The 23,157-nt window shown below is 59.9% G+C and carries 28 protein-coding genes; 25 read left to right on the forward strand and 3 right to left on the reverse strand.

Annotated elements, in window-relative coordinates; all coding sequences use genetic code 11:
- Window positions 1-2 precede the first annotated feature (2 nt).
- The 14 genes from CVV65_RS07285 (at window position 3) to CVV65_RS07350 (ending at window position 11,453) form a co-directional block, all read left to right on the forward strand.
- A complete protein-coding gene (locus CVV65_RS07285) occupies window positions 3-605 on the forward strand; it encodes a riboflavin synthase (protein ID WP_100667564.1) in 603 nt (200 codons plus the stop codon).
- 42 nt (window positions 606-647) lie between these two features.
- Entirely contained in the window at window positions 648-1,859 is a 1,212-nt protein-coding gene (locus CVV65_RS07290) for a bifunctional 3,4-dihydroxy-2-butanone-4-phosphate synthase/GTP cyclohydrolase II (protein ID WP_269148844.1), read from the forward strand.
- Window positions 1,860-1,933: 74 nt separating this feature from the next.
- The gene (ribH, locus tag CVV65_RS07295; RefSeq protein WP_100669280.1) at window positions 1,934-2,440 is read left to right on the forward strand and encodes a 6,7-dimethyl-8-ribityllumazine synthase; all 507 of its coding nucleotides are present in this window, start codon (window positions 1,934-1,936) and stop codon (window positions 2,438-2,440) included.
- The gene (locus CVV65_RS07300) at window positions 2,424-3,059 is read left to right on the forward strand and encodes a site-2 protease family protein (RefSeq protein ID WP_197945582.1); all 636 of its coding nucleotides are present in this window, start codon (window positions 2,424-2,426) and stop codon (window positions 3,057-3,059) included. The genes ribH and CVV65_RS07300 overlap by 17 nt, the downstream gene beginning before the upstream one ends.
- A 25-nt stretch (window positions 3,060-3,084) precedes the next feature.
- Entirely contained in the window at window positions 3,085-3,843 is a 759-nt protein-coding gene (locus CVV65_RS07305) for a segregation and condensation protein A (protein WP_157935426.1), read from the forward strand.
- Entirely contained in the window at window positions 3,836-4,405 is a 570-nt protein-coding gene (scpB, locus tag CVV65_RS07310) for an SMC-Scp complex subunit ScpB (protein ID WP_100667567.1), read from the forward strand. Before CVV65_RS07305 ends, scpB begins: the two co-directional genes overlap by 8 nt.
- 46 nt (window positions 4,406-4,451) lie before the next feature.
- Window positions 4,452-5,141: a DUF2953 domain-containing protein gene (locus CVV65_RS07315; RefSeq protein ID WP_100667568.1), complete on the forward strand. Its 690-nt coding sequence runs from the start codon at window positions 4,452-4,454 to the stop codon at window positions 5,139-5,141.
- Entirely contained in the window at window positions 5,114-5,569 is a 456-nt protein-coding gene (gene ytfJ / locus CVV65_RS07320) for a GerW family sporulation protein (RefSeq protein ID WP_100667569.1), read from the forward strand. The genes CVV65_RS07315 and ytfJ overlap by 28 nt, the downstream gene beginning before the upstream one ends.
- A gap of 93 nt (window positions 5,570-5,662) precedes the next feature.
- Window positions 5,663-6,763, forward strand: a complete 1,101-nt coding sequence (locus CVV65_RS07325) for a D-alanyl-D-alanine carboxypeptidase family protein (protein ID WP_100667570.1) — start codon at window positions 5,663-5,665, stop codon at window positions 6,761-6,763.
- Between the two features lie 87 nt (window positions 6,764-6,850).
- Entirely contained in the window at window positions 6,851-7,453 is a 603-nt protein-coding gene (locus CVV65_RS07330; RefSeq protein ID WP_100667571.1) for a nucleoside recognition domain-containing protein, read from the forward strand.
- 26 nt (window positions 7,454-7,479) lie between these two features.
- Entirely contained in the window at window positions 7,480-7,986 is a 507-nt protein-coding gene (locus CVV65_RS07335; RefSeq protein WP_133121353.1) for a spore maturation protein, read from the forward strand.
- A 100-nt stretch (window positions 7,987-8,086) separates the two neighbouring features.
- Window positions 8,087-8,824, forward strand: a complete 738-nt coding sequence (locus tag CVV65_RS07340) for a pseudouridine synthase (RefSeq protein WP_100667573.1) — start codon at window positions 8,087-8,089, stop codon at window positions 8,822-8,824.
- 158 nt (window positions 8,825-8,982) lie between these two features.
- Window positions 8,983-9,684 carry a response regulator transcription factor gene (locus CVV65_RS07345; protein ID WP_013075799.1) on the forward strand — a complete coding sequence of 234 codons (702 nt, stop codon included), beginning with the start codon at window positions 8,983-8,985 and terminating at the stop codon, window positions 9,682-9,684.
- A complete protein-coding gene (locus CVV65_RS07350) occupies window positions 9,681-11,453 on the forward strand; it encodes a sensor histidine kinase (RefSeq protein WP_100667574.1) in 1,773 nt (590 codons plus the stop codon). The genes CVV65_RS07345 and CVV65_RS07350 overlap by 4 nt, the downstream gene beginning before the upstream one ends.
- On the opposite strand, the gene CVV65_RS07355 is transcribed toward CVV65_RS07350, so the two are convergent.
- The gene (locus CVV65_RS07355) at window positions 11,450-12,025 is read right to left on the reverse strand and encodes a YhcN/YlaJ family sporulation lipoprotein (RefSeq protein WP_100667575.1); all 576 of its coding nucleotides are present in this window, start codon (window positions 12,023-12,025) and stop codon (window positions 11,450-11,452) included. The two genes, CVV65_RS07350 and CVV65_RS07355, sit on opposite strands and share 4 nt — an antisense overlap.
- 401 nt (window positions 12,026-12,426) lie before the next feature.
- Between CVV65_RS07355 and CVV65_RS07365 the strand changes: the two genes are divergently transcribed.
- The 4 genes from CVV65_RS07365 (at window position 12,427) to CVV65_RS07380 (ending at window position 14,775) form a co-directional block, all read left to right on the forward strand.
- Window positions 12,427-12,852: a CoA-binding protein gene (locus tag CVV65_RS07365; RefSeq protein ID WP_100667576.1), complete on the forward strand. Its 426-nt coding sequence runs from the start codon at window positions 12,427-12,429 to the stop codon at window positions 12,850-12,852.
- A gap of 263 nt (window positions 12,853-13,115) precedes the next feature.
- Window positions 13,116-13,766, forward strand: coding sequence for a thiamine phosphate synthase (thiE, locus tag CVV65_RS07370; RefSeq protein ID WP_100667577.1), 651 nt, complete (start codon window positions 13,116-13,118; stop codon window positions 13,764-13,766).
- Window positions 13,763-13,963: a sulfur carrier protein ThiS gene (gene thiS / locus CVV65_RS07375; RefSeq protein ID WP_100667578.1), complete on the forward strand. Its 201-nt coding sequence runs from the start codon at window positions 13,763-13,765 to the stop codon at window positions 13,961-13,963. The genes thiE and thiS overlap by 4 nt, the downstream gene beginning before the upstream one ends.
- A gap of 20 nt (window positions 13,964-13,983) precedes the next feature.
- Complete coding sequence (locus CVV65_RS07380; protein ID WP_100667579.1) at window positions 13,984-14,775, forward strand: thiazole synthase; 792 nt, start codon at window positions 13,984-13,986, stop codon at window positions 14,773-14,775.
- Between the two features lie 66 nt (window positions 14,776-14,841).
- On the opposite strand, the gene serA is transcribed toward CVV65_RS07380, so the two are convergent.
- Window positions 14,842-16,425, reverse strand: a complete 1,584-nt coding sequence (gene serA, locus CVV65_RS07385) for a phosphoglycerate dehydrogenase (protein WP_100667580.1) — start codon at window positions 16,423-16,425, stop codon at window positions 14,842-14,844.
- Between the two features lie 551 nt (window positions 16,426-16,976).
- Here serA and CVV65_RS07395 point away from each other — a divergent pair.
- The 3 genes from CVV65_RS07395 (at window position 16,977) to CVV65_RS07405 (ending at window position 20,087) form a co-directional block, all read left to right on the forward strand.
- The gene (locus CVV65_RS07395; protein ID WP_100667582.1) at window positions 16,977-19,034 is read left to right on the forward strand and encodes a carbon starvation CstA family protein; all 2,058 of its coding nucleotides are present in this window, start codon (window positions 16,977-16,979) and stop codon (window positions 19,032-19,034) included.
- Between the two features lie 66 nt (window positions 19,035-19,100).
- Window positions 19,101-19,298: a YbdD/YjiX family protein gene (locus tag CVV65_RS07400; RefSeq protein WP_100667583.1), complete on the forward strand. Its 198-nt coding sequence runs from the start codon at window positions 19,101-19,103 to the stop codon at window positions 19,296-19,298.
- A 105-nt stretch (window positions 19,299-19,403) separates the two neighbouring features.
- A complete protein-coding gene (locus CVV65_RS07405; RefSeq protein ID WP_157935428.1) occupies window positions 19,404-20,087 on the forward strand; it encodes an SIR2 family NAD-dependent protein deacylase in 684 nt (227 codons plus the stop codon).
- A gap of 34 nt (window positions 20,088-20,121) precedes the next feature.
- On the opposite strand, the gene CVV65_RS16940 is transcribed toward CVV65_RS07405, so the two are convergent.
- Window positions 20,122-20,289, reverse strand: a complete 168-nt coding sequence (locus tag CVV65_RS16940; protein WP_013075787.1) for a hypothetical protein — start codon at window positions 20,287-20,289, stop codon at window positions 20,122-20,124.
- Window positions 20,290-20,495: 206 nt separating this feature from the next.
- Between CVV65_RS16940 and CVV65_RS07410 the strand changes: the two genes are divergently transcribed.
- The 4 genes from CVV65_RS07410 (at window position 20,496) to CVV65_RS07425 (ending at window position 23,141) form a co-directional block, all read left to right on the forward strand.
- On the forward strand, window positions 20,496-21,926 hold the full coding sequence (locus CVV65_RS07410) for a leucyl aminopeptidase (RefSeq protein ID WP_100667585.1): 1,431 nt from the start codon (window positions 20,496-20,498) through the stop codon (window positions 21,924-21,926).
- A gap of 70 nt (window positions 21,927-21,996) precedes the next feature.
- The gene (locus CVV65_RS07415) at window positions 21,997-22,350 is read left to right on the forward strand and encodes a hypothetical protein (protein WP_100667586.1); all 354 of its coding nucleotides are present in this window, start codon (window positions 21,997-21,999) and stop codon (window positions 22,348-22,350) included.
- Window positions 22,351-22,383: 33 nt separating this feature from the next.
- Window positions 22,384-22,776, forward strand: coding sequence for a sirohydrochlorin chelatase (locus tag CVV65_RS07420; protein ID WP_100667587.1), 393 nt, complete (start codon window positions 22,384-22,386; stop codon window positions 22,774-22,776).
- A 53-nt stretch (window positions 22,777-22,829) separates the two neighbouring features.
- Window positions 22,830-23,141, forward strand: coding sequence for a YuzB family protein (locus tag CVV65_RS07425; protein WP_100669286.1), 312 nt, complete (start codon window positions 22,830-22,832; stop codon window positions 23,139-23,141).
- The last annotated feature ends 16 nt before the right edge of the window (window positions 23,142-23,157 follow it).

The raw sequence follows: 23,157 nt of genomic DNA on the forward strand, positions 1-23,157 counted from the left end.
GCATGTTTACCGGAATTGTAGAGGAAATCGGGATCCTTCGCGAAGTTCGTCCCACGGATCAAGGGGTTGAACTCACGGTGCAAGCGCACCGGGTTCTGGAGGATGCGAAGATCGGGGACAGTATCGCCGTTTCCGGTGTTTGTCTCACGGTCGTGGATCTGGTTTCGGAGGCTTTTCGTGTGGACGTGGTGGCGGAAACGCTTCGCCGCACCACCTTGGGGGCGGTTTCTCCCGGGGCGAGACTCAATCTGGAGCGGGCTGTGACACTGCAGACTCGGCTGGGCGGCCACCTGGTGTCCGGGCACGTGGATGGGGTCGGCACCGTGGAGGAGGTGGGATTTGAAGGTGACTCGGCGGTGGTCGAGGTGCGCGTTCCGGCACCCCTTCAAAAATATATCGCCGAAAAGGGGTCAGTAGCGGTGGACGGAGTGAGCTTGACGGTGATGGGTGTGACCGAGAAAGGTTTTCGCGTGGCCCTGATCCCCCACACGCAAAAAGAGACCACTCTCGGCGAACTGAGGAGCGGCAGCCGGGTGAATCTGGAAGTGGACGTGGTGGCGCGGTATGTGGAGCGATTGTTGCGAGGAGGCCACGAAGTGAAGTGATCGGTCGGGACAGGACAGCGCGTGGCGCGCAGCGAGGAAGAAATGGAGGAGACGGCTATGTTTGCGTCCATCGAGCAGGCCATCGAAGAACTGAAAAAAGGTCATGTCGTCATTGTCGTCGATGATGAGAACCGAGAAAACGAAGGGGATTTTGTGGCCCTGGCTGAGCGCGCTACCCCGGAAGTGATCAATTTCATGATTACTCATGGCCGGGGGTTGGTGTGTGTCCCTCTGACCGAAGAACGGGCTCGGGAGTTGGATCTCGACCCCATGGTATGGAACAACACCGACAACCACGAAACGGCTTTTACGGTATCCGTGGACGCCCGCAACGGCACCACGACGGGGATCTCAGCGGTGGAACGGGCGGTGACCGTCAAGACCCTCATCGATCCCCAAAGTACCCCGGGGGACTTTCGACGGCCGGGGCATATTTTTCCGTTGATCGCCAAGCCTGGAGGCGTCTTGCGCCGGGCGGGACACACCGAGGCGGCGGTGGATCTGGCCCGATTGGCGGGGGCGTACCCCGCGGGAGTGATTTGTGAGGTGCTGAAAGAGGACGGGACGATGGCCCGGGTGCCGGATTTGGAAAAAGTGGCCCAGCGGCACGGCTTGCTGATGATCACCATCGCCGATCTGATCCGTTACCGAAAGGCCCGGGAGCGGTTGATTCAGCGCCGGGCTGAGGCGGATCTGCCCACGGACTACGGGGTGTTTCGCGCCGTGGTTTACACGAGTACGTTGGACGACAAAGCGCACGTCGCCCTGGTGAAAGGGGAGATCCACCCCGAAGAGCCCACTCTGGTACGCGTCCATTCCGAATGTTTGACTGGCGATGTGTTCGGTTCCCATCGTTGTGACTGCGGCTCACAATTGGCCGCGGCAATGAAACGGATTGAAGCCGAAGGCCGGGGTGTGCTATTGTACATGCGTCAGGAGGGGCGGGGAATCGGCCTCGTGAACAAGATCCGGGCTTATGCGCTTCAGGATCAGGGCTACGACACCGTGGAGGCCAATGAAAAGCTCGGATTCCCCCCGGATCTCCGGGATTACGGGATCGGCGCCCAGATCTTGCGCGATCTGGGGGTGACCAAGTTGCGGTTGTTGACCAATAACCCGCGAAAGATTCGGGGGCTCGAAGGTCATGGCCTGGAAGTGGTGGAGGTGGTGCCGATCCAGGTCCCGCCCACAGAAGAAAACATCGATTATCTGCGAACCAAGAAGATTAAGCTCGGCCATTATTTAAACGTGTGAGCTTCCTGGTGCCGGGCCGGGTTGGTCCCATACCCCGGACCCGGGCCGGTGATCACGGGCGGGGAGGCGTAGGGGTGGCACGAATTTTCGAAGGTGGATTGTCCGGCGAAGGAGCTCGGTTCGGATTGGTGGTTTCGCGGTTTAATGAACTGATCACCCGGCCACTGCTGGAAGGCGCGCTCGGAGCTCTGCGGCGACACGGCGTGCGGGAGGAAGACGTGGATGTGGCCTGGGTACCGGGGGCCTTTGAAATCCCCGTTGTAGCCCAGAAGATGGCGGAATCCGGGCGTTACGATGCGGTGGTGGCTTTGGGGGCGGTGATCCGCGGCGCCACCCCGCATTTTGATTACGTGGCCGGGGAGGCGGCGAAAGGGGTGGCCGCGGCCGCCTTGAAAACCGGGGTGCCGGTGATTTTCGGCATTCTCACCACCGACACCATTGAGCAGGCGGTGGAACGGGCGGGAACCAAGGGAGGCAACAAAGGTTGGGATGCGGCGGTGTCTGCGGTGGAGATGGCCGACCTGATGCGCCGATTATCCCGGGCCGTCGAGGAGGACGGGCACCGTGTTGTGGAACAGTGAGGATCTCATCTTTCGGCTGATCGCTTTTCTGATCGGGATCGTGTTTCACGAGCTCGCCCACGGTTATGTCGCCGATCGGTTCGGGGACTCCACGCCCCGCCGGGCCGGCCGTTTGACGTTAAATCCGGTGTCTCACATTGATCCCATCGGGTTGTTGTTGATTCTGTTCGGACCCTTTGGCTGGGCCAAACCCGTCCCCATCAACCCCCTGGTCTTTCGGGATCGCAAATGGGCTTTGGCTGCGGTGTACGCCGCCGGCCCGGCAGCAAACTTGGTTATCGCCGTTGCACTGGCCCTCGTGTGGAACATGACCGGCGGGGCGGCCGCGTCCCTGCCGGGATTATGGGGGACATTTTTGACCGGGGTTTTCGGATATTCGGTACTGATCAACGTGGTCTTGGCCCTCTTTAATCTGATCCCCGTACCACCTCTTGACGGCGGCCGGCTGCTGGAGTTGGCGGTGGCCAGGCGGCTCGGGAGGGCCTGGCATACCTTTGCGACAATCGGGCCTTTTGTCCTTCTGTTGGTGGTCATCACACCTCTGAGCCAATACGTGATTGTTCCGTGGGTGTTTGGAGGACTGCGTTTGTTCGCGGCCTGGACGGGTTACACGTTTTAGGTGCGGGCGACGGGGAGGGGGAAGGGTGGCCTATGACGTGCGGGTGGGGTCTTTTGAGGGGCCCCTAGACCTTTTACTGCATCTTGTGGAGACGAGAAAATTCAATATATGGGATATTCCGGTTGCGGAGATTACGGAACAGTATTTAGACTATCTTCGGCAAATGCAGAAGTTATCTCTGGAGGTGGCCAGCGAATTCGTGGTGATGGCCGCCAGGCTCCTGGAAATCAAGAGCCGCATGCTGCTGCCCCGTTCTCCGAAACCCGGGGAAGCGGAGGCGGAAGAAGCCGACCCCCGGCTGGCCCTTTCCCAGCGCTTGGCGGTTTATCGAGCCTTCAAATATCTAGCCGGTCATTTGTCTGAACTCGAAGAAAGACGGAAACCGGTCTGGACCCGACCTCGATCGGTGAAATCCCCGGAAATCCTGCGGCCAGCCGGCCCCGTCTCGTCGGTGGACGCACTGATCGAGGCCTGGCAACGGGTGCTGTGGAGGGCTTTCGCCGAAAACCGACCGGCGACGGTGGACCGGGACGAACTGCGGATTGAAGATTGGGTGCGGGCGGTTACAGCCAGGCTCCGTCGGGCGAGGGCCCTCACTTTTGCTGATCTTGTTGGTGAGAAGCGGAACCGCGCCCGGGTCGTGGTGACCTTGTTGGCTCTTCTCGAACTCATGAAAGAGCGCCGGGTACGATGTGTTCAGGAAGTGGTGTTTGGCGACATCTGGATCGCCTGGATCGATGAGGGGGTAGAAAAGGACGGAACTCGATTGGACGTCGGTGATTGAAGGGCTGTTGTTCGCCGCCGGTGAGGAAGGACTGAATGAGCGGCAGTTGTCCCAGTACACCGGGCTCTCGGCCCAGGAGGTCCGGAATCGGTGCGAGGAGTTACGAAAACGCCTGGATGAGGCGGGACGGGGCATTCAGCTCCGGAGACTGGACGATCTCTACCAGTTGACGACCCGGCCCGAGCACGCCCCGTTCCTCGAACAGTTGAGTGAGAGTCCGCGCCTGCCCCCCCTCTCCCAGGCCGCCCTGGAGACACTCGCCATCATCGCGTATCGTCAGCCGGTGACCCGAATCGACATCGAAGAGATTCGGGGGGTCAAGTCCGAGCGGGCGCTGGCAACGCTGTTGGGTCGTGGATTGATCCGGGAGACGGGGCGGGCCGATGCCCCGGGACGCCCAATCCTCTACGGCACCACCCCGTACTTCCTGGAGTATTTCGGTTTGCAAGAACTGGGAGATCTGCCGTTTCCAGAGTTGGCGACGACACAAGAAGAAGAAGGGTTTCCACTGTTTGCCGAGGACGAAGAATCACCCGATGATCCGGATGAAACCGGAACTTGAAGGGGATATTATCCTGTGAATTTCGGGTGATGGAGGAACACTTTTCATGTCGGCGTGGATTTGGATCCTCGGGGCATTCTTCATTATAGGCGTCGTCGTTGGGCTGGCTGCCATTTCGCCGGTTGTCGTACAGCTCCACTACGTGCACCATCAGGGAGCAGATCGAGTGACCGTCGATTTTCAAGGATTGTGGGGAATCATCACGAAACATTGGGTGCTGGGAGGTGAAGAAGCCCTCCAGACCGTGGTGGAACGGGCGGTGGAAGGAGCCCGAAAGCTGGACGAAGGGCCCGGAGCCTCCGAGCCGGCAAAGGCGGGCCCTGAAGAAGGGTTGTGGGCTTGGAGGAGATATGCTGACACTGGAAAGCGGATCGCCCGGCTTTGGAGGACCCAGGAAGGGGCCCGACACGCACTGACGAATTTTTTAAAGAGGGTGCATATTAAAACTTGGCGGGCAAATGTGCGGATAGGTACTGGGGAAGCGGCATCCACCGGCGTGGTGGTCGGCGTTCTCTGGTCCTTTTTTTATGTGATGGCGGCACTTCTCGCCCGTCGGGTGCGTCTTGTTTCACCCGAGGCCCGAGTGGATCCCGACTTCCAGCGCCGGCTGATCGAAGTAGAGTTCGAGGGAATAGCCCAGTTCCGGGCGGGGCAGGCTATCCGCGCAGGGGTTGCGATGGCCATTGCCTTATGGAAGGAGGGCTTGTTGTGGCGGATCACCCAATCCAAAACTTGATGCAGACCGCTATGGAGAATCTTCGGGACATGGTGGACGTAAACACAATTATCGGGGATCCGGTGGAAGCGCCGGACGGTACGGTGATACTTCCCATCTCCCGAGTGGGTTTCGGATTCGCCGCCGGAGGGAGCGAGTTTGACGCGGTGAGTCCAAAAGGGCAGGATGCCGCCAAAGACTCGGGGGGAGGAAATAACCTGCCTTTCGGAGGCGGCGCGGGCGGGGGGGTTTCCATTACCCCAATCGGTTTTTTGGTCGTGAGCCACGGTACGGTCAAAATTTTATCCACCCAAAGCCCCACGCAACTGTACGACCGTCTGTTGGAAATGGCTCCCTCGGTCCTCGACCGGATTCAAGCGATGATGGGAAAAAATACGCAAACCACCACCGCTTCTGGGACTGGGGGTTCTGCCAATACGGTGATGTGAGCAACCGAGCGCCTGCCCGGCCTCGGCTTTTCACGGGGACGGGCGGCGTAAGTTCGGGAAGACGAGCATACATATACGACGCGGGAGGTCATTATGGCGGGGCGGGTGTTGGCAGGGGTTGTCGCGGTAACGATGGTTCTGTTTCCAGGTGTGGGGGGTGCCTCGGCGCACTCCCCGGATGTGTATGGGATCTCTGCCCAAGGGGCGGCGGTGGTGGACGTTGGAAGTGGTCGGGTCCTGTACGAGAAAAATGGGAACCAGATGATGCCCATTGCCAGCTTGACCAAAATTGTCACCGGGTGGCTCGCCGTGGAATCGGGACGCCTGGACGAGCGGGTGACCATCAGCGCCAATGCCGCCCGGAAAGAAGGGTCATCGGTGTATCTTCGGGCCGGGGAGACGTACACGTTGCGGGATCTCGTGTATGCCATGATGCTGCGCTCTGGGAACGACGCCGCCACTGCCGTGGCCGAACACCTGGCCGGATCTGAAGGTCGGTTTGCGGCCCTGATGAATGCCAAGGCTCGTGAAATGGGGCTGCGGCATGTTCATTTTGCGAATCCTCACGGGTTGGACGCACCGGGACATGGGGCTTCTGCGGTGGATTTGGCCATGATGACGGCGAAAGCCTTGCAGAATCCCGAGTTCGCGGCGGTGGTTCGCACCAAATACCATCGAATGCCCTGGCCGGGGGAATCCTGGGACCGGGTGATGCGCAATAAGAACAAGATGTTGTGGCGCTACCCGGGAGCAGACGGCGTGAAAACGGGCTACACGAAGCGGGCCGGTCGTTGCTTGGCGTCCTCGGCGACCCGGGATGGGCATCAGGTGGTGGTGGTGGTCTTGAAGGATCCGGACGATTGGGCGGATACGGCTCGGTTGTTCGATCATGTATTTCAGACCTACGAGTGGGTGCCGGTTCCAGGGGGACCGGCCTCGGTGCCGGTTCGGGGTGGTGTGGTGCCAACCGTTCCGGTGCGGGTACAGGGCCCGGACCGGTTTCCCATCCGGGCTGACGAAAAGTTTCACGTGGACTGGGAACTAAAGCCAAGACTCCGGGCGCCCGTTTCACGGGGCGAACCCGCAGGCCTGTTGCGGATTCAGGTGGGGGAAGAGGTTCATCGATATGCAATTGTAGCGATGCAACCCGTGGATCGGCGCCCCTGGTGGGACCTTCGCCGTTTGTGGTTGTAGCGGCACGAGCCTCCGCATCAAACTGCCCCGGTCGGGCCAAATAGACAAAGATCCGATCGTTCGGGGCTTTGGGAGAGAGGGATGGGGATGGTCAGCGCGCTGTGGCTCGGATTGTTGATCTCTGGGTTTGTGGCGGCGGCGTTCCAAGGCAAAATCGACATCGTGACTCAGAGTATGCTCAAGGGAGCGGAGGAGGGCGTGGCCGTCGCCCTGGGCCTCATCAGTATCCTCGTCCTGTGGCTGGGGGTGATGCGGGTCGCAGAAGAGGCCGGGTTAATTGCCGCCCTGGCCCGGCTGCTGCGGCCTTTGGCCGGATGGTTGTTTCCCTCGGTCCCCGCCGATCACCCGGCTATGGGGTCCATCCTGTCAAACATGAGTGCGAATATTCTCGGTCTGGGCAATGCGGCGACGCCCTTGGGGCTCAAGGCCATGCGGCAACTCCAGGAGCTCAATCCCGACAAGGAGCAGGCGAGTGACGCCATGTGCACCTTGCTGGCCCTCAACACCGCCAGCCTGACCCTTTTGCCCACGACGGTGATCGCACTGCGCATGCAGTACGGCGCCACCAGTCCCACGGATATTGTCGCCCCTACGATTCTCGCCACCGCTGTGGGGACGGCGGCGGCGATCTTTCTCGATCGCTATTACCGCCGCCGGGAGGCTCGGGGTAGGAGGGGGGCGAAAAAGTGAACGTGTTTTTCGCTATCTCGGCGTGGATGTTGCCGACTTTTTTCGTGGGAACGGTCCTGTGGGCGGCCCTGCGCCGGGTGCCGGTGTATGAAACTTTTGTGACGGGCGCAAAAGATGGATTCGAGACGGCGGTTCGCATCATCCCGCATCTCGTCGGCATGATGGTGGCCATCCGGGTGTTTCGCGATTCCGGGGCCCTGGAGTGGATCACGGGTCTTGTGGCCCAGTGGATATCGGGAATTTTCCCCGCCGAAGTGTTACCGATGGTATTGTTGCGGCCGATCTCAGGGACGGGTTCCCTCACCTATATGATTGATGTGCTGCGCACCCATGGCGGGGATTCGTGGGTAGGCCGGTTGGCTTCAACCATTCAAGGGAGCACAGATACCACTTTGTACGTCATCACCGTGTATTTTGGCAGCGTGGGGATCCGGAAGGTTCGCTATGCCCTAAAGGTGGGGCTGTTGTCCGATCTGGTCAGTGCTGCCGCGTCGGCGGTGGCCGTCTGGTTGGTTTTTGGACCGCCGGGATGACGGGGATGTCGGGGAACGGCCGCTCGACTGGTGGAGGTCCCGTCCATGAGGTAGAATCGATGGCGAAATCATCGCGGGCCCTTGGCCAGGGGGAATATGGGTGAAAGAACGGCTACAAAAGGTGATTGCCGGAGCGGGGTTAACCTCCCGACGAAAGGCGGAGCAATGGATTGCCCAGGGTCGGGTGCGGGTGAACGGTCGGGTCGTGGTGGAGCAGGGGTTCAAGGTGGATCCGGAAGTGGACCGCATCGAAGTGGATGGGCGTTCCGTGGCCATCCCCGACCATACGGTCTGTTTTTTGTTCTACAAACCGATCGGGGTGGTCACCACCTTGCACGACCCCCAGGGCCGGCCGGCGGTGGCCGATTATGTCCGCGATCTTCCCAAACGGGTGTTTCCCGTCGGGCGTCTGGATATCAACAGTTCCGGGCTTTTGTTATTGACGAATGACGGGGAATTGGCCCACCGTCTGATGCATCCGCGATTCGGGGTGGAGAAAACGTACCGGGTGGTGGTGAGAGGGTATCTGGAGAATCCAGGGATACGGAGGCTCGAGACAGGCATTGTCCTCGATGGGGTAAGGACGGCGCCGGCCCGGGTGCGGCTGCGGGGGAGGGGGAGGGAGAGGTCGGAGTTTGACATCACCCTGCATGAAGGGCGAAATCGCCAGGTGAGGCGCATGTGCAAAGCGGTGGGGCACCCGGTTTTGGAGTTGACCCGGGTCCAATATGGGAATCTTACAATAGATGGGCTTGCGCCCGGGGAGATTCGTCCGCTGACCGAGGAGGAAGAGAGGACTTTGCGGAAATTGGTCGCTGACGGGCGGGAACCCCGGTGATCCTCGATCTCTGCGGCGGCGGTGTAACGCATCGCTTGTCACTCGGCTGTCCGTTGGTTACCATGAGAGTGTACACCCGAGCGGCCACAGTCATTGTCCAAGCGGGGGGCGCAGCGATGCGCGGGTAGCCGGAGCCGGCGTCGGAAGGAGATGTGTGAATGAACCCGGTCAAGATTCTTGTGGTGGACGATGAGGAGCGGATTCGTCGTCTCGTGAGGATGTATCTGGAGCGAAACGGATTCGAAGTGGAGGAGGCGGAGGACGGCCGCACCGCCCTGGAGATGGCATTGGCCAACGATTACGCGGTGATTGTCCTCGATCTGATGCTGCCGGAGTTGGATGGACGGGAGGTCTGCGCGCAACTTCGCAAACAAAAGGATACCCCGGTGATCATGCTGACCGCCGCCGGGGACGAGATGAATCGCATCCACGGCTTTGAACTCGGTGCGGACGATTATGTGGTCAAGCCCTTCAGTCCGAGGGAATTGGTCATGCGGGTGAAGGCGCTGATCAAGCGGGTACACCAGGGACCTGCCGAGCATGAGCTAACCCAGGTGTTTACATTCCCGCACTTGACCATCAATCTCGAATCCCGGAAAGTGACGGCAGACGGGCAGGATGTCAGCCTGACGCCGAAAGAATACGAGCTTCTGTGTTACTTGGCCCAGCGGCCGGAAAAGGTGTTCACCCGGGAAGAACTGCTCCGGGATGTCTGGAATTATCAGTTCTACGGGGACCAACGCACTGTGGATACGCATATCAAACGGCTCCGGGAAAAGCTCGGGAAGGCGTCTCAGCCGGCGGCCGCGATGATCGTCACCGTGTGGGGTGTAGGCTATAAGTTCGAGGTGGCAGAGTGATCCGCAACAGTATTGTTTCCAAGCTCTGGCTCACCATTGCCGGTTTGGTGGTGGTGGTGCTGGGGCTCTTGTCTATGTACCTGGAACAGATGATTGACACCTACTTGTACCAGGTGCAAGCCCAGGCTTTTCAGAATCGCGCCGATTATATTGCCTCGACCCTTCGCACGGGCAGTCCCGAAGCATCGGTGGTGGCCGAAAACCTGGCCCGACAGGCGGGGGCCAGCTTGTACGTGCTGGGGACGCCGAATCAAGATCCCGCCGCCGAGGCGGTGTGGAGTCGCTTGACTGTAGATGAGCGGTCGAAATTGTTGACCGGAGGGGATGTGATCCCCCCGAGCCGATCGTTTCTTCAGGACGTTCCGCAGTTTCGCGGCCATTCGAACAATCTGTGGATCGTCGTCCCCTTGGCCCGTCAGGGAGATGCGGTTCGGTTGATGCTTCTCACCCAGCCTCTGGCCCCCAGCCAGGAGGCGATGAGCCAGATCCAGCATTCGATTTTTTATGCCGGGGGTCTGGCCATCGTCATGACCACGGGTTTTGCCTTTGTCATCTCGAAAAATCTCTCCCGCCCCCTGGTCCAGATGAATGAGGTGGCCGAGCGGATGGCCCGGGGGGATTTTCGCGGGAAAGTCCGGGTTGTCACCGGGGATGAGGTCGGCCGTTTGGGCCTGACCCTCAACAAATTGGCGCACGATCTGGAAGAAAATATAAAAGCGTTGTCCAAGGAGAAGGAACAGTTGGCCAATATCCTGGCGAGTTTGGCCGATGGGGTGGTGTCGGCCGATCTGACGGGGAAGGTGCTGCTGGCCAATCCCCCAGCCCGGCGGTGGTTGCGGGCGTTATCGATGGCAGAAGAAGGCCAGCCTTCGGAGAACCGCTTGCCGAGTCAACTGTTCGAGGTTGAACAAAAGGTGATCGAGACGAAAGAAGCGCAGCAGCGGGAGGTGGTGGGACAAGGCCGAACGATGGCCGTCACCATGGCCCCTTTGTATGAGCCGGGATCCCACGCATTGCGGGGGGTGGTGGCGGTGCTTCGGGATATCACCGAGCAATTGAACATTGAGCGGATGCGCCGGGATTTCGTCGCCAATGTCTCCCATGAACTGCGCACCCCTTTGTCGATGCTTCAAGGCTACAGCGAGGCGTTGGTGGATGATTTTATCGACGACCCGGAGCAACGCCGGGAACTGGCGGAAATCATCTTGGAAGAAACGCTGCGCATGCGCCGACTGGTGAACGACTTGCTGGATCTCGCCCAACTGGAGTCCGGGCGGTTCGTGATGAAACGACAACCCGTGGACGTGCGGCCCTTGGTCCAAAAGATTTGGCGGAAGTTCTCGGCTCTGGCTCAGGAAAGGAAACTGTCCTTTCAATTGGCAATGCAGGTGGATGACCCAGTGATTGTCGATGCCGATGCGGATCGATTGGAACAAGTCCTGACCAACCTCATCGACAACGCTTTTCGGCACACCCAGCCTCCGGGCTCTGTAACGATTCGTTTTAGTGTGAGCCAGGACACGGCGAGGATTGCGGTGGAAGACCAAGGGGCCGGGATCCCCCCTGAGGACATTCCTTACATTTGGGAGCGGTTTTACAAAGTGGACAAGGCCCGTACTCGGAATCGAGGAGGCACGGGCCTGGGGCTTGCGATCGCTCGGAATATCGTCCTTCAGCACGATGGGGACATTACGGTGGAAAGCCGGCTCGGAAAGGGGACGACGTTCACCGTTTTGTTGCCCCTTTACCAAGGGCAGCGCCAGGGCTAAGTTTCGGGCAGCAGGCGGCTGAGAATGTCGGCGATTTCGTCCGTGAAGGTCGACACCGGCCTTCCTTGTCGGACACCGCTCGCTATGTCCCGGAGCCGGGCCACCAAGTCAACGTCGGCGGTGACCGCCACCCGGTAGCCGCCGTCCGTTCGTTCCACGGCTTCTTTGACGGACTGTTTAATAGAGTCGATTTTGGAGCCGGTGATTTTGTAATCAAGATCGACGCCAACCAGGGCTGTCCGCCCGACCAACACCACGGTCGAGCCCTCGACGCCGGGAACCCGGCGGGCAGCGTCGTTCATCTGGCGCATCACCGTGTCCGGGGGTGCGGGGCTCGCGGGTTTTCCGGCCTGCTGAGGGGCCTGTTGCGGTCGCGGAGCAGGGGCTTTATTGACCTGCTCCCCCGGCGGCGTTTGTACCTCTTCGGGTCGCTGAGTCCCGTCCTCTGTCACCCGGGGGCCCGTGTCCCGAGGGGATTCGGGTGGGGCAGCGGAAGGTGCACATCCGGATACAACGCTGGCGATGAGTACAGCCAGAGGTAAGGACATTCTCAGGGATGCGTTCCAAGGCATTCCGGTTCACCTCGGACCTAGTGTGCCGGAGGGCGGGGTGATTTATACAGGCCGTGTCAAAAATCCAACGTTGCCGCATGCTTGGTTGTCACTGCAGACTGGGATATACTGAAAGGGAACGCGGGTTGCCGTGTCGCGATAAACTGCGAAATGAGGACGATGGGTTGGAGGACGCCATGGGGTGGATCTATTGTGCAAGATTGTTCGACAATGAGTTTCAGGCAGGTTGTTATGCAGCCCGCCTGCGAGAAGAAGGGTGGCGCGGCGATCGGAACTACCCGGATTATGTCGCCGTTTTTCGCACACCCCAGGGGCGTTTTGGCGTGAAATTCCTCCCCACGAAACCCTCCGTCCCGGGCAGATCGAAGACCAACAATCGATCCTCTTAGGAGGGGTGGCCGGTGTTTCAGAATCCGACGGACCAAGAATTGGCGAATTTGTTGAAGACCTCGAAGACCGTGGCAGTGGTGGGACTGTCCGATAACCCCGATCGGCCAAGTTATGAGGTCGCGTCTTATCTGCAGTCCCAAGGCTATGAGATCATTCCCGTTAATCCGCGAATCGGCCAAAGTCTGGGGCGGAAAGCCCATCGCTCCCTCCGGGAGGTGGAGGGTCCGGTGGATATTGTGGATGTATTCCGCCGGGGTGAAGAGGTGGATGAACTGGTGGACCAAGCGGTGCAGGCCGGCGCAAAAGTGCTGTGGATGCAGCTCGGAGTCGTCAATGAGCAGGCGGCGAAGCGGGCTCAGGACGCGGGTTTAACGGTGGTCATGGACCGCTGCATGAAGATCGAACACCAGCGACTTTTAGGTGGGGCGGAACTCTGAAGGCGAGAAACGGGGACAAAACCCGACCTCAGCAAAACCCGAACTCAGCAAAAAAGGAGGCGTCCGGATCGACCGGCCGCCTCAAGAAAAGAGAGAGAGGAGAAGCTGAGGTTTGCACGCCTCGGCTCTGTTATCAGCATAACCGGAATGGACCCGGTCTATACATCAAGAACGGCAGTTTTGAATCCTCCCGGGACCCGGATGCAGGGTTACATTCCCATAGGCGGGCGGTACTCAATGGGGCGGGTGAGGGGAGAGCGAAGGTGAAACAGATCCACGGCCTGTATGCGATCACCGATCGGCGATTTTATCGCGGCCGGTCCTTGGAAGAAGTGACAGGGGATTGGTTGGCCGGCGGAGTGACCTGTATTCAGCTGCGGGAAAAAGATCTGAACACTCGGGAGTTGCTGGAGGCTGGACGGGTGCTGAGGCGGATGACCCGGGAAGCAGGTGCCCTGTTGATCGTCAATGACCGGGTGGATGTGGCCGTGGCCCTGGAGGCGGATGGGGTCCACCTCGGCCAGGAGGATTTGCCGATCCGAGCGGCCCGGGAGATTCTGGGGGAGGGCCGCATCATCGGGATCTCCACTCACAATGTGGAGGAGGCCCGGGAGGCGGCGATTCAGGGGGCGAACTACATCGGGGTTGGTCCGATGCGGGCGACGGCCACGAAAACGGACACCAAGCCGGTGGTGGGGATCGCCGGGTTACGCCGTATCCGCCAGGCGGTGGATCTTCCCATCATCGCCATCGGCGGCATTCGACTGGAGGATGCCGAGGAGCTGGCGGCGGCCGGGGCGGATGGTTTAGCGGTCATCCGAGGGCTTGTCGACGCGGAGGATATTCTGGAAAGAGCCAAAGCGTTTGTGCAGGCCATCCTCAGGGGCCGACAAAGGAGGGAGGGGGGAGGATGAGGCTGCATGTGAACGGGCAGTGGAAAGAGATCCCCGAGGTGAGAACGGTCGCCGACGTGCTGCATCATTTTCACCTCGTTGACCGCATGGTGGTGGTCGAGCTCAACCGAGAGATCATCCTCCGGGAACAGTACGATATCCAGGCGGTGCGAGACGGCGATCACATGGAAATCGTTCATTTTGTAGGTGGGGGTTAAAAGGGAAAGGAGAGGCCGGCATGGAGACGCAGGTGGAGAATGACGAGTTAATCATCGGAGGACGGACCTTTCGCTCCCGGCTGTTTTTGGGGACGGGAAAATTTTCGGACTTAGATGTACAAAGTCGGGCGGTGGAAGTTTCGGGGGCTGAAGTCCTGACTTTCGCGGTGCGGCGGTTGAACCTGGATCGCCCGGATGAACCCAATTTTTTGGAACGGCTCGACCTCCAACGGTTCACCCTGCTGCCCAATACCGCCGGGGCCTCGGACGCCGAAGAAGCGGTGCGGATCGCCCGGCTTGCGAAGGCGTCGGGGCTGTGCGACATGATCAAGGTCGAGGTGGTGGGCAACCCCAAGACCTTGCTCCCGGATCCCGTGGAGACACTTAAGGCGACCGAAGTGCTGGTGAAAGAGGGGTTTATCGTCCTGCCCTACATATCGGACGATCCAATCTTGGCCAAGCGCCTGGAGGAAGTGGGGGCGGCGGCGGTGATGCCCGGCGCGGCCCCGATTGGAACGGGGTTGGGGATTCTGAATCCGTATCACTTGAGCTACATCGTGGAGGAGGCAAAGGTCCCGGTGATCGTGGACGCCGGAATCGGTTCCCCCGCGGACGTGGCCTTGGCGATGGAGCTGGGGGCGGATGGGATTTTGTTGAACACCGCCGTCTCCGGGGCCCAGGACCCGGTCCTGATGGCCGAAGCGATGCGACTGGCGGTGGAAGCCGGCCGGAAGGGGTATCTGGCCGGTCGAGTGGCGAAGAAACGGTACGCGAGCGCCAGCAGTCCAGTGGAAGGCATGGTGGGCCGGTGAGGTGGCCCGGCACGTAAAAAAATGCCCCGCATTCGGCGGGGCTTTTTTTACGGGTGATCAAAGGTATTACAAGGACACGTCCCGCACCGCCAGAATACCCGGGACTTGGCCGATGTTCGCCAGGGTCTCCGCATCCACCGGTTTGTCCACGGCGAGGACCATCACCGCCTGTCCGCCGAGCTCTTTGCGCCCGACTTGCATGGCAGCAATATTGACGCCGGCGGCGCCGAGAAGGCTGCCGACTTGGCCGATGATGCCCGGTTGGTCGATATGCCGGGTGATGAGCAGGGTTCCCTGGGGCGCTACGTCCACGGAATAACCATCGATTTGGACGATTCGCGGCCCGAGTCCGTTAAATAAGGTCCCGGCGGCACTGTGGGTGCCTTCGTCTGTGGTGAGCTGGACAGAGATCCAGTCGTTGAACACTTTGTGCCGGCCGGTTTTGGTCTCCGTCACCTTGATGCCCAAGGTCTCTGCGATAAAGGGGGCATTCACGTAATTGACTTCGTCCCCGTGATGATAGCTGAGAATTCCTTTTAGGATCGTCCGGGACACCGGGGCGACCTCCCGTTCTGCCACCGCGCCGCCGTAGGTGACTTCGATGGCGGAAAGGCGACCCGCGGCGATCTGGCTGATCAATTGGCCCAGTTTTTCCCCTAGGGTCAGGTAGGGTTGAACGGCCCGCATCACTTCGGCGGGGAGGGATGGGAGATTCACCGCGTTCTTGAAGGGCCGGTCGTGCAGGATATTCAAAATTTCTTCCCCGACGTCGATGGCCACGTTGATCTGGGCCTCCACCGTGGAAGCTCCCAGGTGAGGGGTGGCAATGACTCGGTTTGACGCCAGAAGCGGATTGTCTTTCGGCGGCTCTTCTTCGAAAACGTCCAGGGCGGCACCTCCCACGGTTCCGTCTTCCAAGGCGGCGAGCAGCGCCTTCTCATCGATGATCCCGCCCCGGGCGCAGTTGAGGATGCGAACGCCCTTTTTCATCAAGGCGAACTGCGGCCCGGAGATCATGTGCCTCGTTTCTTTGGTGAGGGGGGTATGGACGGTGATAAAATCCGCCCGGCGGCAGATGTCGTCTACCGAGACCGATTCGACGCCCAGTTGATCGGCCCTCTCCCGGGTGAGAAACGGGTCGTAGGCCAGCACCGTCATCCCGAAGGCCATGGCCCGCTTGGCCACTTCGGTGCCGATGCGACCGAGGCCAACGATCCCCAGGGTCTTCCCCCTGAGCTCTACGCCGACAAAAGACTTCCGGTCCCACTTGCCCGATTGGATTGATGCGTAGGCCTGAGGGATGTTTCGCGCCAAGGCCATCAGCATGGCAAAGGTGTGTTCCGCTGTAGAAATCGTGTTCCCGTCCGGGGCGTTGACCACGATGATCCCCCGGCGGGTGGCCGCCTCGATGTCAATGTTGTCCACTCCCACTCCGGCCCGGCCCACAGCCTTGAGATTGCGGGCGCTGGCCAACAGGTCGGCGGTGACTTTGGTCTGGCTCCGGACCAAAAGGGCGTCATATTCGCCGATCAGCGCCTTGAGTTCTTCCGGGGGTAGCCCCGGGCGAATGTCCACTTGCACATCGGGGGCGTCCATCAGTTTTTTGAGCCCCTCTTCGGAAATTGCATCACTGACAAGAATCTTGAACACGGTAGGGCACCTCCCGGATGTTCTTGTTGCACGCCTAGGCGTGCGATGATTCCCTTGGCGAGTCGGGCGGAGTCAAACAAAAAAACCTTCCACCCTCTGCGCGTGCGGCGCAAGGGGCGAAAGGTCCTCTTTCGCGGTACCACCCTTTTTCAGCAATGCCTCGCAGCATCGCCCTCGCTGGGTGACCATGTCACCCGACTCACTAACGGGAGTCAGCCGGCCCCGCTACCCACGCCGCTCGTCGGCGCTTCACGCAGGCACTCGGGAGCGCTGCCGGCTAGACACGCGGTCCGGTTTGCACCCATCCACCGGCTCTCTGTACCGCTCTTTGTCTGTCGGGACTCCCTCATCGCTTTTCCTTCACCAATAAAATGATGCCTTCATTGTCGTAACTGTAGCACTGGGTCGGCCAACCTGTCAAGGATCTTGGGTGTTGAAAAATCTTGATGAAATCTTGAATGGGATCGTGTACAATGGGGTGGGGACCGGGGCCGGGGTCCCCGTCAGAAATATATAAAAAATAATGATTCATTTCAAAAGGGGGATCGAGTTTGAAGAAGCTGGGTTCCATTCTGTTGTGGACGCTCATCTCCATTGTGGGCGCTGCGGCTTTTGCCGTATTAGCAATCAGTAACGGGGAGACGATCAGCGCTGCGTGGCTGATCATCGCCGCAGTGGCCACCTACGCCGTTGCCTACCGTTTTTATAGTAAATTCATGGCGCACAAAGCCTTTGGGCTGGACGATCGCCGGGCGACGCCGGCGGAAATCCACAACGACGGGAAAGACTACGTGCCTACCAACAAATGGGTACTTCTGGGTCACCATTTTGCGGCGATTGCCGGAGCCGGCCCCTTGGTGGGACCGATTCTCGCCGCCCAGATGGGGTACCTCCCGGGGACCTTGTGGATCATCATCGGAGTTGTGCTGGCTGGAGCTGTTCAGGATTTTGTCATCCTGTTCGCTTCGATGCGCCGGGACGGCAGGTCTTTGGGGCAGATCGCCCGGGATGAGATCGGCGCCTTTGGCGGAATTCTCGCCTCCATCGGCGTGCTCGCCATCATGATCATTTTGATTGCCGTGCTGGCGTTGGTCGTGGTCAATGCCCTGAAAGGTTCGCCGTGGGGAACCTTTACCATCGTAATGACCATTCCCATCGCGCTGCTCATGGGGATCTATATGCGATTCATCCGGCCCGGCCGGGTGTTGGAAGGCAGCATTATCGGCATCTTCCTGTTGATGTTGGCCCTGTGGGCCGGGCAGTACGTGGCGGCTGACCCGTATTGGTCGGGCGTCTTCACCCTCAGTGGTACTGCCCTGGCGAAGTGGCTGATCTTGTACGGATTTATTGCTTCCATCTTGCCGGTTTGGCTGCTGCTGGCGCCCCGGGACTATCTCAGTTCGTTTTTGAAGATCGGAACGATCGTTCTTCTCGCCATCGGTATCCTCATCGTGCTGCCGCCGATCCACATGCCGAAGCTCACCCGGTTCGTGGACGGGACGGGGCCGGTGTTCAGCGGGAACTTGTTCCCATTCCTGTTTATCACCATCGCTTGCGGCGCGGTGTCCGGCTTCCATTCTTTAGTTTCTTCTGGGACGACGCCGAAGATGATTCAAAAAGAGTCCCAGGCCCGGATGATCGGCTACGGCGGGATGTTGCTGGAGTCCTTCGTGGCCATCATGGCCATGGTGGCGGCGACCTCGCTGCACCCGGGGGTCTATTTTGCTATGAACTCGCCGGCTGCGGTCATTGGGACGGACGCCGTCACCGCAGCGGCGAAGATCAGTCAGTGGGGCTTTACCGTGGATGCTGCCACCATCACCCAGTGGGCCAAAGACGTGGGCGAGCACACCATCTTGTCCCGCACCGGTGGCGCTCCGACGCTGGCGGTGGGCATGGCGGACATCTTTTCAAAGTTTATGGGTGGATTCAAGGCATTCTGGTACCACTTTGCCATCCTGTTTGAGGCGGTATTTATCCTGACCACTATTGACGCTGGAACCCGGGTTGGACGGTTTATGCTCCAGGATTTGCTGGGCAATGTCTGGAAGCCCCTTGGGCGGACGGAGTCTTTTGGCGCCAATGTATTTGCCAGCGCCGTGATCGCTTTGGGGTGGGGCTATTTCCTCTATCAGGGCGTGACGGATCCGCTGGGAGGCATCAACACGTTGTGGCCCCTGTTCGGCATCTCGAACCAGATGTTGGCCGGCATCGCCCTCATCGTTGCCACGACGGTCTTGATCAAGATGGGCAAGGCGAGGTACAGTTGGATTACACTCCTGCCTCTCGCGTGGCTCTTGGCGGTCACCCTGACGGCGGGGTGGCAGAAACTGTTTGACCCCAAACCAGCGGTCGGATTTCTGGCCCACGCCCAGGTGGTCGCCGACGGCATAGCGGCCGGGAAACTGATCGGACCCGCGAAGTCCATGGCCGACATGAACAAAATGCTGTTTAACGACCGGGTGGACGCGATTATGACTGCGATATTCATCATCGTTGTGGTGGGCGTACTCCTCGATGCACTGCGAGTTTGGTACCAAGTGTTGATCGAGAAGCGTAAACCGGAATTAAAGGAAACGCCCTTTGTGCCTTCCAGCACTCAGGGTTGATGCCGGTCCCGGTTCCTTCCCTGGACTCAATGGATGAAAGGGTGCGTTTAAGGAGGCGATGAGGTCGTGAAATCCTCGGTGGAGGGCTGGTTCTGTAAACTGCGCACGAGTGTGAAAACAGTCTTCGGTATGCCGGACTACGAGGCGTATCTGGAGCGCCATCAGCGCGTTCACCCGGAGAAACCTCCGCTGTCCAGGCAAGAATTCTACACCCAATATCTCAAAGATCGGTACGACAGCGGCAGCCCGACGCGCTGCTGTTGACAAGCTCAGGCACCGAGTGCCGAGGCGGGGGACCCACCCCCGCTTTTTTTGTCAGCATGGAACGGGCCCGGGGTGGGAAAACGAATCCTCAAGGAGGGACTCGGCGTGGCGGTGGGTGAGCAGGTTGCAAAAGAGGACCGGCAAGACCTTGAGTTTTGGGGGCGATTGTGGTGCAACGCCCGGCGCCCTCTCGTGTTGTCCGGAGCGGGGATCAGCGTCGCTTCGGGGCTGCCCACGGTGGGCCAGAGGTGGAACGGCATCCCCCTGCGTACGCTGTTTACCCGGCGCAGATTTGAGAGCAGGCCGAAGGAATTTTTCGATTGTTACCGGGATTGGTTATGGAACTGGGGACGGGCTGAGCCGAATCCGGCCCATCGGGCTTTGGCGGCTTGGGGTGGGCGGGTGGTCACCTTGAATGTTGACGGTCTTCACCGAAAAGCGGGGTCAAGCGGTTGTGTGGAACTTCACGGAAGGCTGTTTGAACTGGCCTGCCGGCAGTGTGGGCTTATCTTGGAGGCGCGGCTGGCGTTTCGAGAGGATGTGCCGCGCTGTCCGGGGTGCAACAGCCTGCTCGCTCCGAACATGGTGTTTGTCGGGGAACCGGTGCGACATTTCGCCACGGTGATGGACTGGGTGGGGGATGCGGACCTGTTGGTGGCCATCGGCACCCGCCTCGACGTCTCTCCCATCAATCAGATCCCTTTGGCCGCGCATCGAAAAGGGATTCCACTTGTCCGCATCAACCGCCGGGCGGAGGTGTTGGTGCCCATTCTGGTGGGCAGAGCCTAGGCCCCGGCGGCGCACCGGGGCACCGGGGCGAGTGTTACCAGCGGGATTCCGGGCCGGAGGTAATAAAGGCAATGGCGGCGAAAGCTCCGGCGAAACCGATGAAAATGGTGGCTAAAGCCTCCGGGGCCCGCTCTCCGAGAAACAGCGTAAAAATCGCAAAGACCGCACACATAATGGCAATGCCAAAATAGTAGCGAAACATGGCGGATCCTCCTCTGTCCGACTCTCTTCCTCCGTCATCTTACCACCGGATCAGAAAAGTATGCAATGCGGGTTCACAAAGATGTCAAATTCCGGTGATTGGCTTGTTCTTCTCAAAGCCATTTGGTCGGCCCTGCTGCAGTTCGGTATAATGGAGCCTGAAGGCGGCACGACCCGCACGTCAGGGAAGGAATGGAGGAGTGCCCGGTGGAGTGGAGAGTAGAGTCCGATTCCCCTTTGGGTTGCCATATTGTACTCCTGACCCCGGAGTTCGCGGCGGGTTCACCTCTAGGCTTGCCCGTGAGCGAACGCCATGCCAAAAAAGGCACAGTGACCCCCTTTTTTCGCAATGGGGACGGGGTCCGGCTATGGTTGACGGCGGGTATCGGTCCTGAAGGGGAAGTTCAACCGGAACATATTCGGCAGGCGATGGGGGAAGCCGGCCGGATGGCGGTGAAAGAAGGATGGGAGGAGGTGGCGGTACACCTTCCTGAGCTTCCGCTTCCGGCCGACGCCTTGGGTCGGGCTGTGGTTGAAGGCCTCGTGCTTGGCACCTACCGGTTTGATCGCTATCGGTCGGACCCGCAGACGCAAAGGTTGCGGAGGGTGGACGTGCTTCGGGGAACTCGCGAGTCCGAATCACTTTTTGCAGGGATTCGCCGGGGTGAGGCGGATGCAGCGGGGACGTGTCTGGCGCGGGATTTGGCCAATGAGCCGGCCAATCACCTGAGGCCCGATCTGCTCGCCTCCCGGGTACAAGAGCATTTTTCAGGTACTCCGGTGGAAGTCTCGGTGTACGGGGGCGTGAAATTGGAACGGATGGACCTTCAAGGTCTGACGGCCGTGGGGAAGGGTAGCCGCTATGGTCCCCGCCTCATCGAAATGCACTATACCGGGGATTCGTCCAAACCGCTGATTGCCCTGGTCGGTAAAGGCGTGACCTTTGACTCCGGTGGCATCAGTTTGAAAACCCAGCGGGACATCAGCGACATGCGGATGGACATGGCGGGTGCAGCTGCGGTCATCGGGGCCTTGGACGTGATTGCCAAGTTGCGTCTTCCGGTGCATGTGGTGGGACTGGTACCGGCTGCAGAGAACCTTCCCGGGGCGCATTCCATGTTGCCCGGAGACATTATTCGTTACGCGAACGGGACCACCGTTCAGGTCGCCAACACCGATGCAGAAGGACGTCTGATTCTCGCGGATGGGCTGATTCTGGCGGGAAAACGCGGGGCGCGCACGGTCATCGATATCGCCACCTTAACCGGTGCGTGCGCTGCGGCCCTGGGTCCCAAGATCGCGGGTGTTTTCGGCGATGAAGGGCTGCGAAAACTGCTGCAGGAGGTCGGGGAAGAGGTGGGGGATCGGGTTTGGCCCATGCCCCTGGTGGAAGAGTATGAGTCCTTGCTGGACAGTGATTATGCCGATCTCAAAAATATCAGCGAGGGGCCATACGCCGGTGCGATCACGGCCGCTTTGTTTTTGAAGCGTTTTGTCCCGACAGGGGTCGCTTGGGCGCACATCGACATGGCCGGACCCATGGATACGCCGAAAACGAAGGGTTACCTGCCCGCCGGGGCGACGGGGTTCGGCGTCCGCTTGTTGGCCGAAGCGGTGAACCGGCTGGCAAGCGCATGACAACTGGCGAGTCCGGATTCTCGGCCTTGGGCCAACGCTTGTTTCAGGCGATGAAGGAGTGTACACGGTTATGTACGTGATGATCACCCAGGGCAGTCGCAAAGCCCGGGCCGCAAAGGATCTCTATGAGACGTTGAAGTCCCGGACTTCCCGGCTGCTGCCGCCGATTCGCGAAGGCGAGATCGAGGGGTGGGCAGGCGTGGAAGTTCCCGAGCATGAACGCGGCCGGGTGTTGGCCATGCGTTTCCACGATGAACATCTCAGCCCTTATATAAAATCGGATATGAATCTTTTTCATCTGCTGATGTTGGATGAGCATGTGGAAATGAGAATTTACCGGGCGGAGCGCGGGTGGCTCTTTGTGTTCGAAGGGGTACAGGCCGCCCCGAAGCCCTTCGGGGCTGCGGGGTTTGATCCCCGATAGGGTTGTGTTTTAGGGAGAAAGGGGGCGACGAATGTGGCGGGAACCGCGGTGCTGTTGATTGGACACGGCAGTCAGCTTCAGACGGCCGCTGAAGATATGTATCGGGTGATGGACGATTTGAAGCGATCAGGTCGATGGGACATCGTGGAAGCGGCTTTCTTGGAGATCACCCCGCCGTCCATTCCGGAAGGGATAGAACGCTGCATCAATCAAGGGGCCAGCCGAGTGGTGATTGTACCGTATTTTCTCCACCTGGGAAAGCACGTCCTTCGCGATCTCCCCCGGATCATTGAGGAAGCTGGACGCCGGCATCCGGGGATCCAGATCGGCCTCGGAGGGCATCTGGGCTATGATCCCCGGCTGGCTCTCATTGTGGAGGAACGGGCGGAACAGGCTCTGGCGGAGATGGACACCGTAGCGGGGTGAGGGAATGTCCCGGTGAGTTGCCCCGGGAGAAAGGGGAATGTGCATTGAGTGGCATGAATTCGTTATCCTTGAAATTCTGCAAAAAAAATCTTGAGAAGTCCGGAGATGTTCTGCGGGCCTTGCAGGAGAGGTACCCCGACCTAAAAATCGAAGTCTCGGACTGCCTCGATGTCTGCGGGCTGTGTACCGACGTGCCCTTTGTCCTGCGAAACAACGCCATTGTTCACGGACGGAACGCCCGAGATCTGTACCTGAAATTAGAGCGGGGCATGCAGCCATTCTTCCGCCGGGAGCCCATCCCGGGAACAGCTGCGGCCATGGCTCTCAACAGTGGGACTGCCGACACCTCGTCCGGTGAATCCTGAATTTCCCCAAGGCTTT

The organism is Kyrpidia spormannii (assembly GCF_002804065.1).
GTDB lineage: Bacteria > Bacillota > Bacilli > Kyrpidiales > Kyrpidiaceae > Kyrpidia > Kyrpidia spormannii.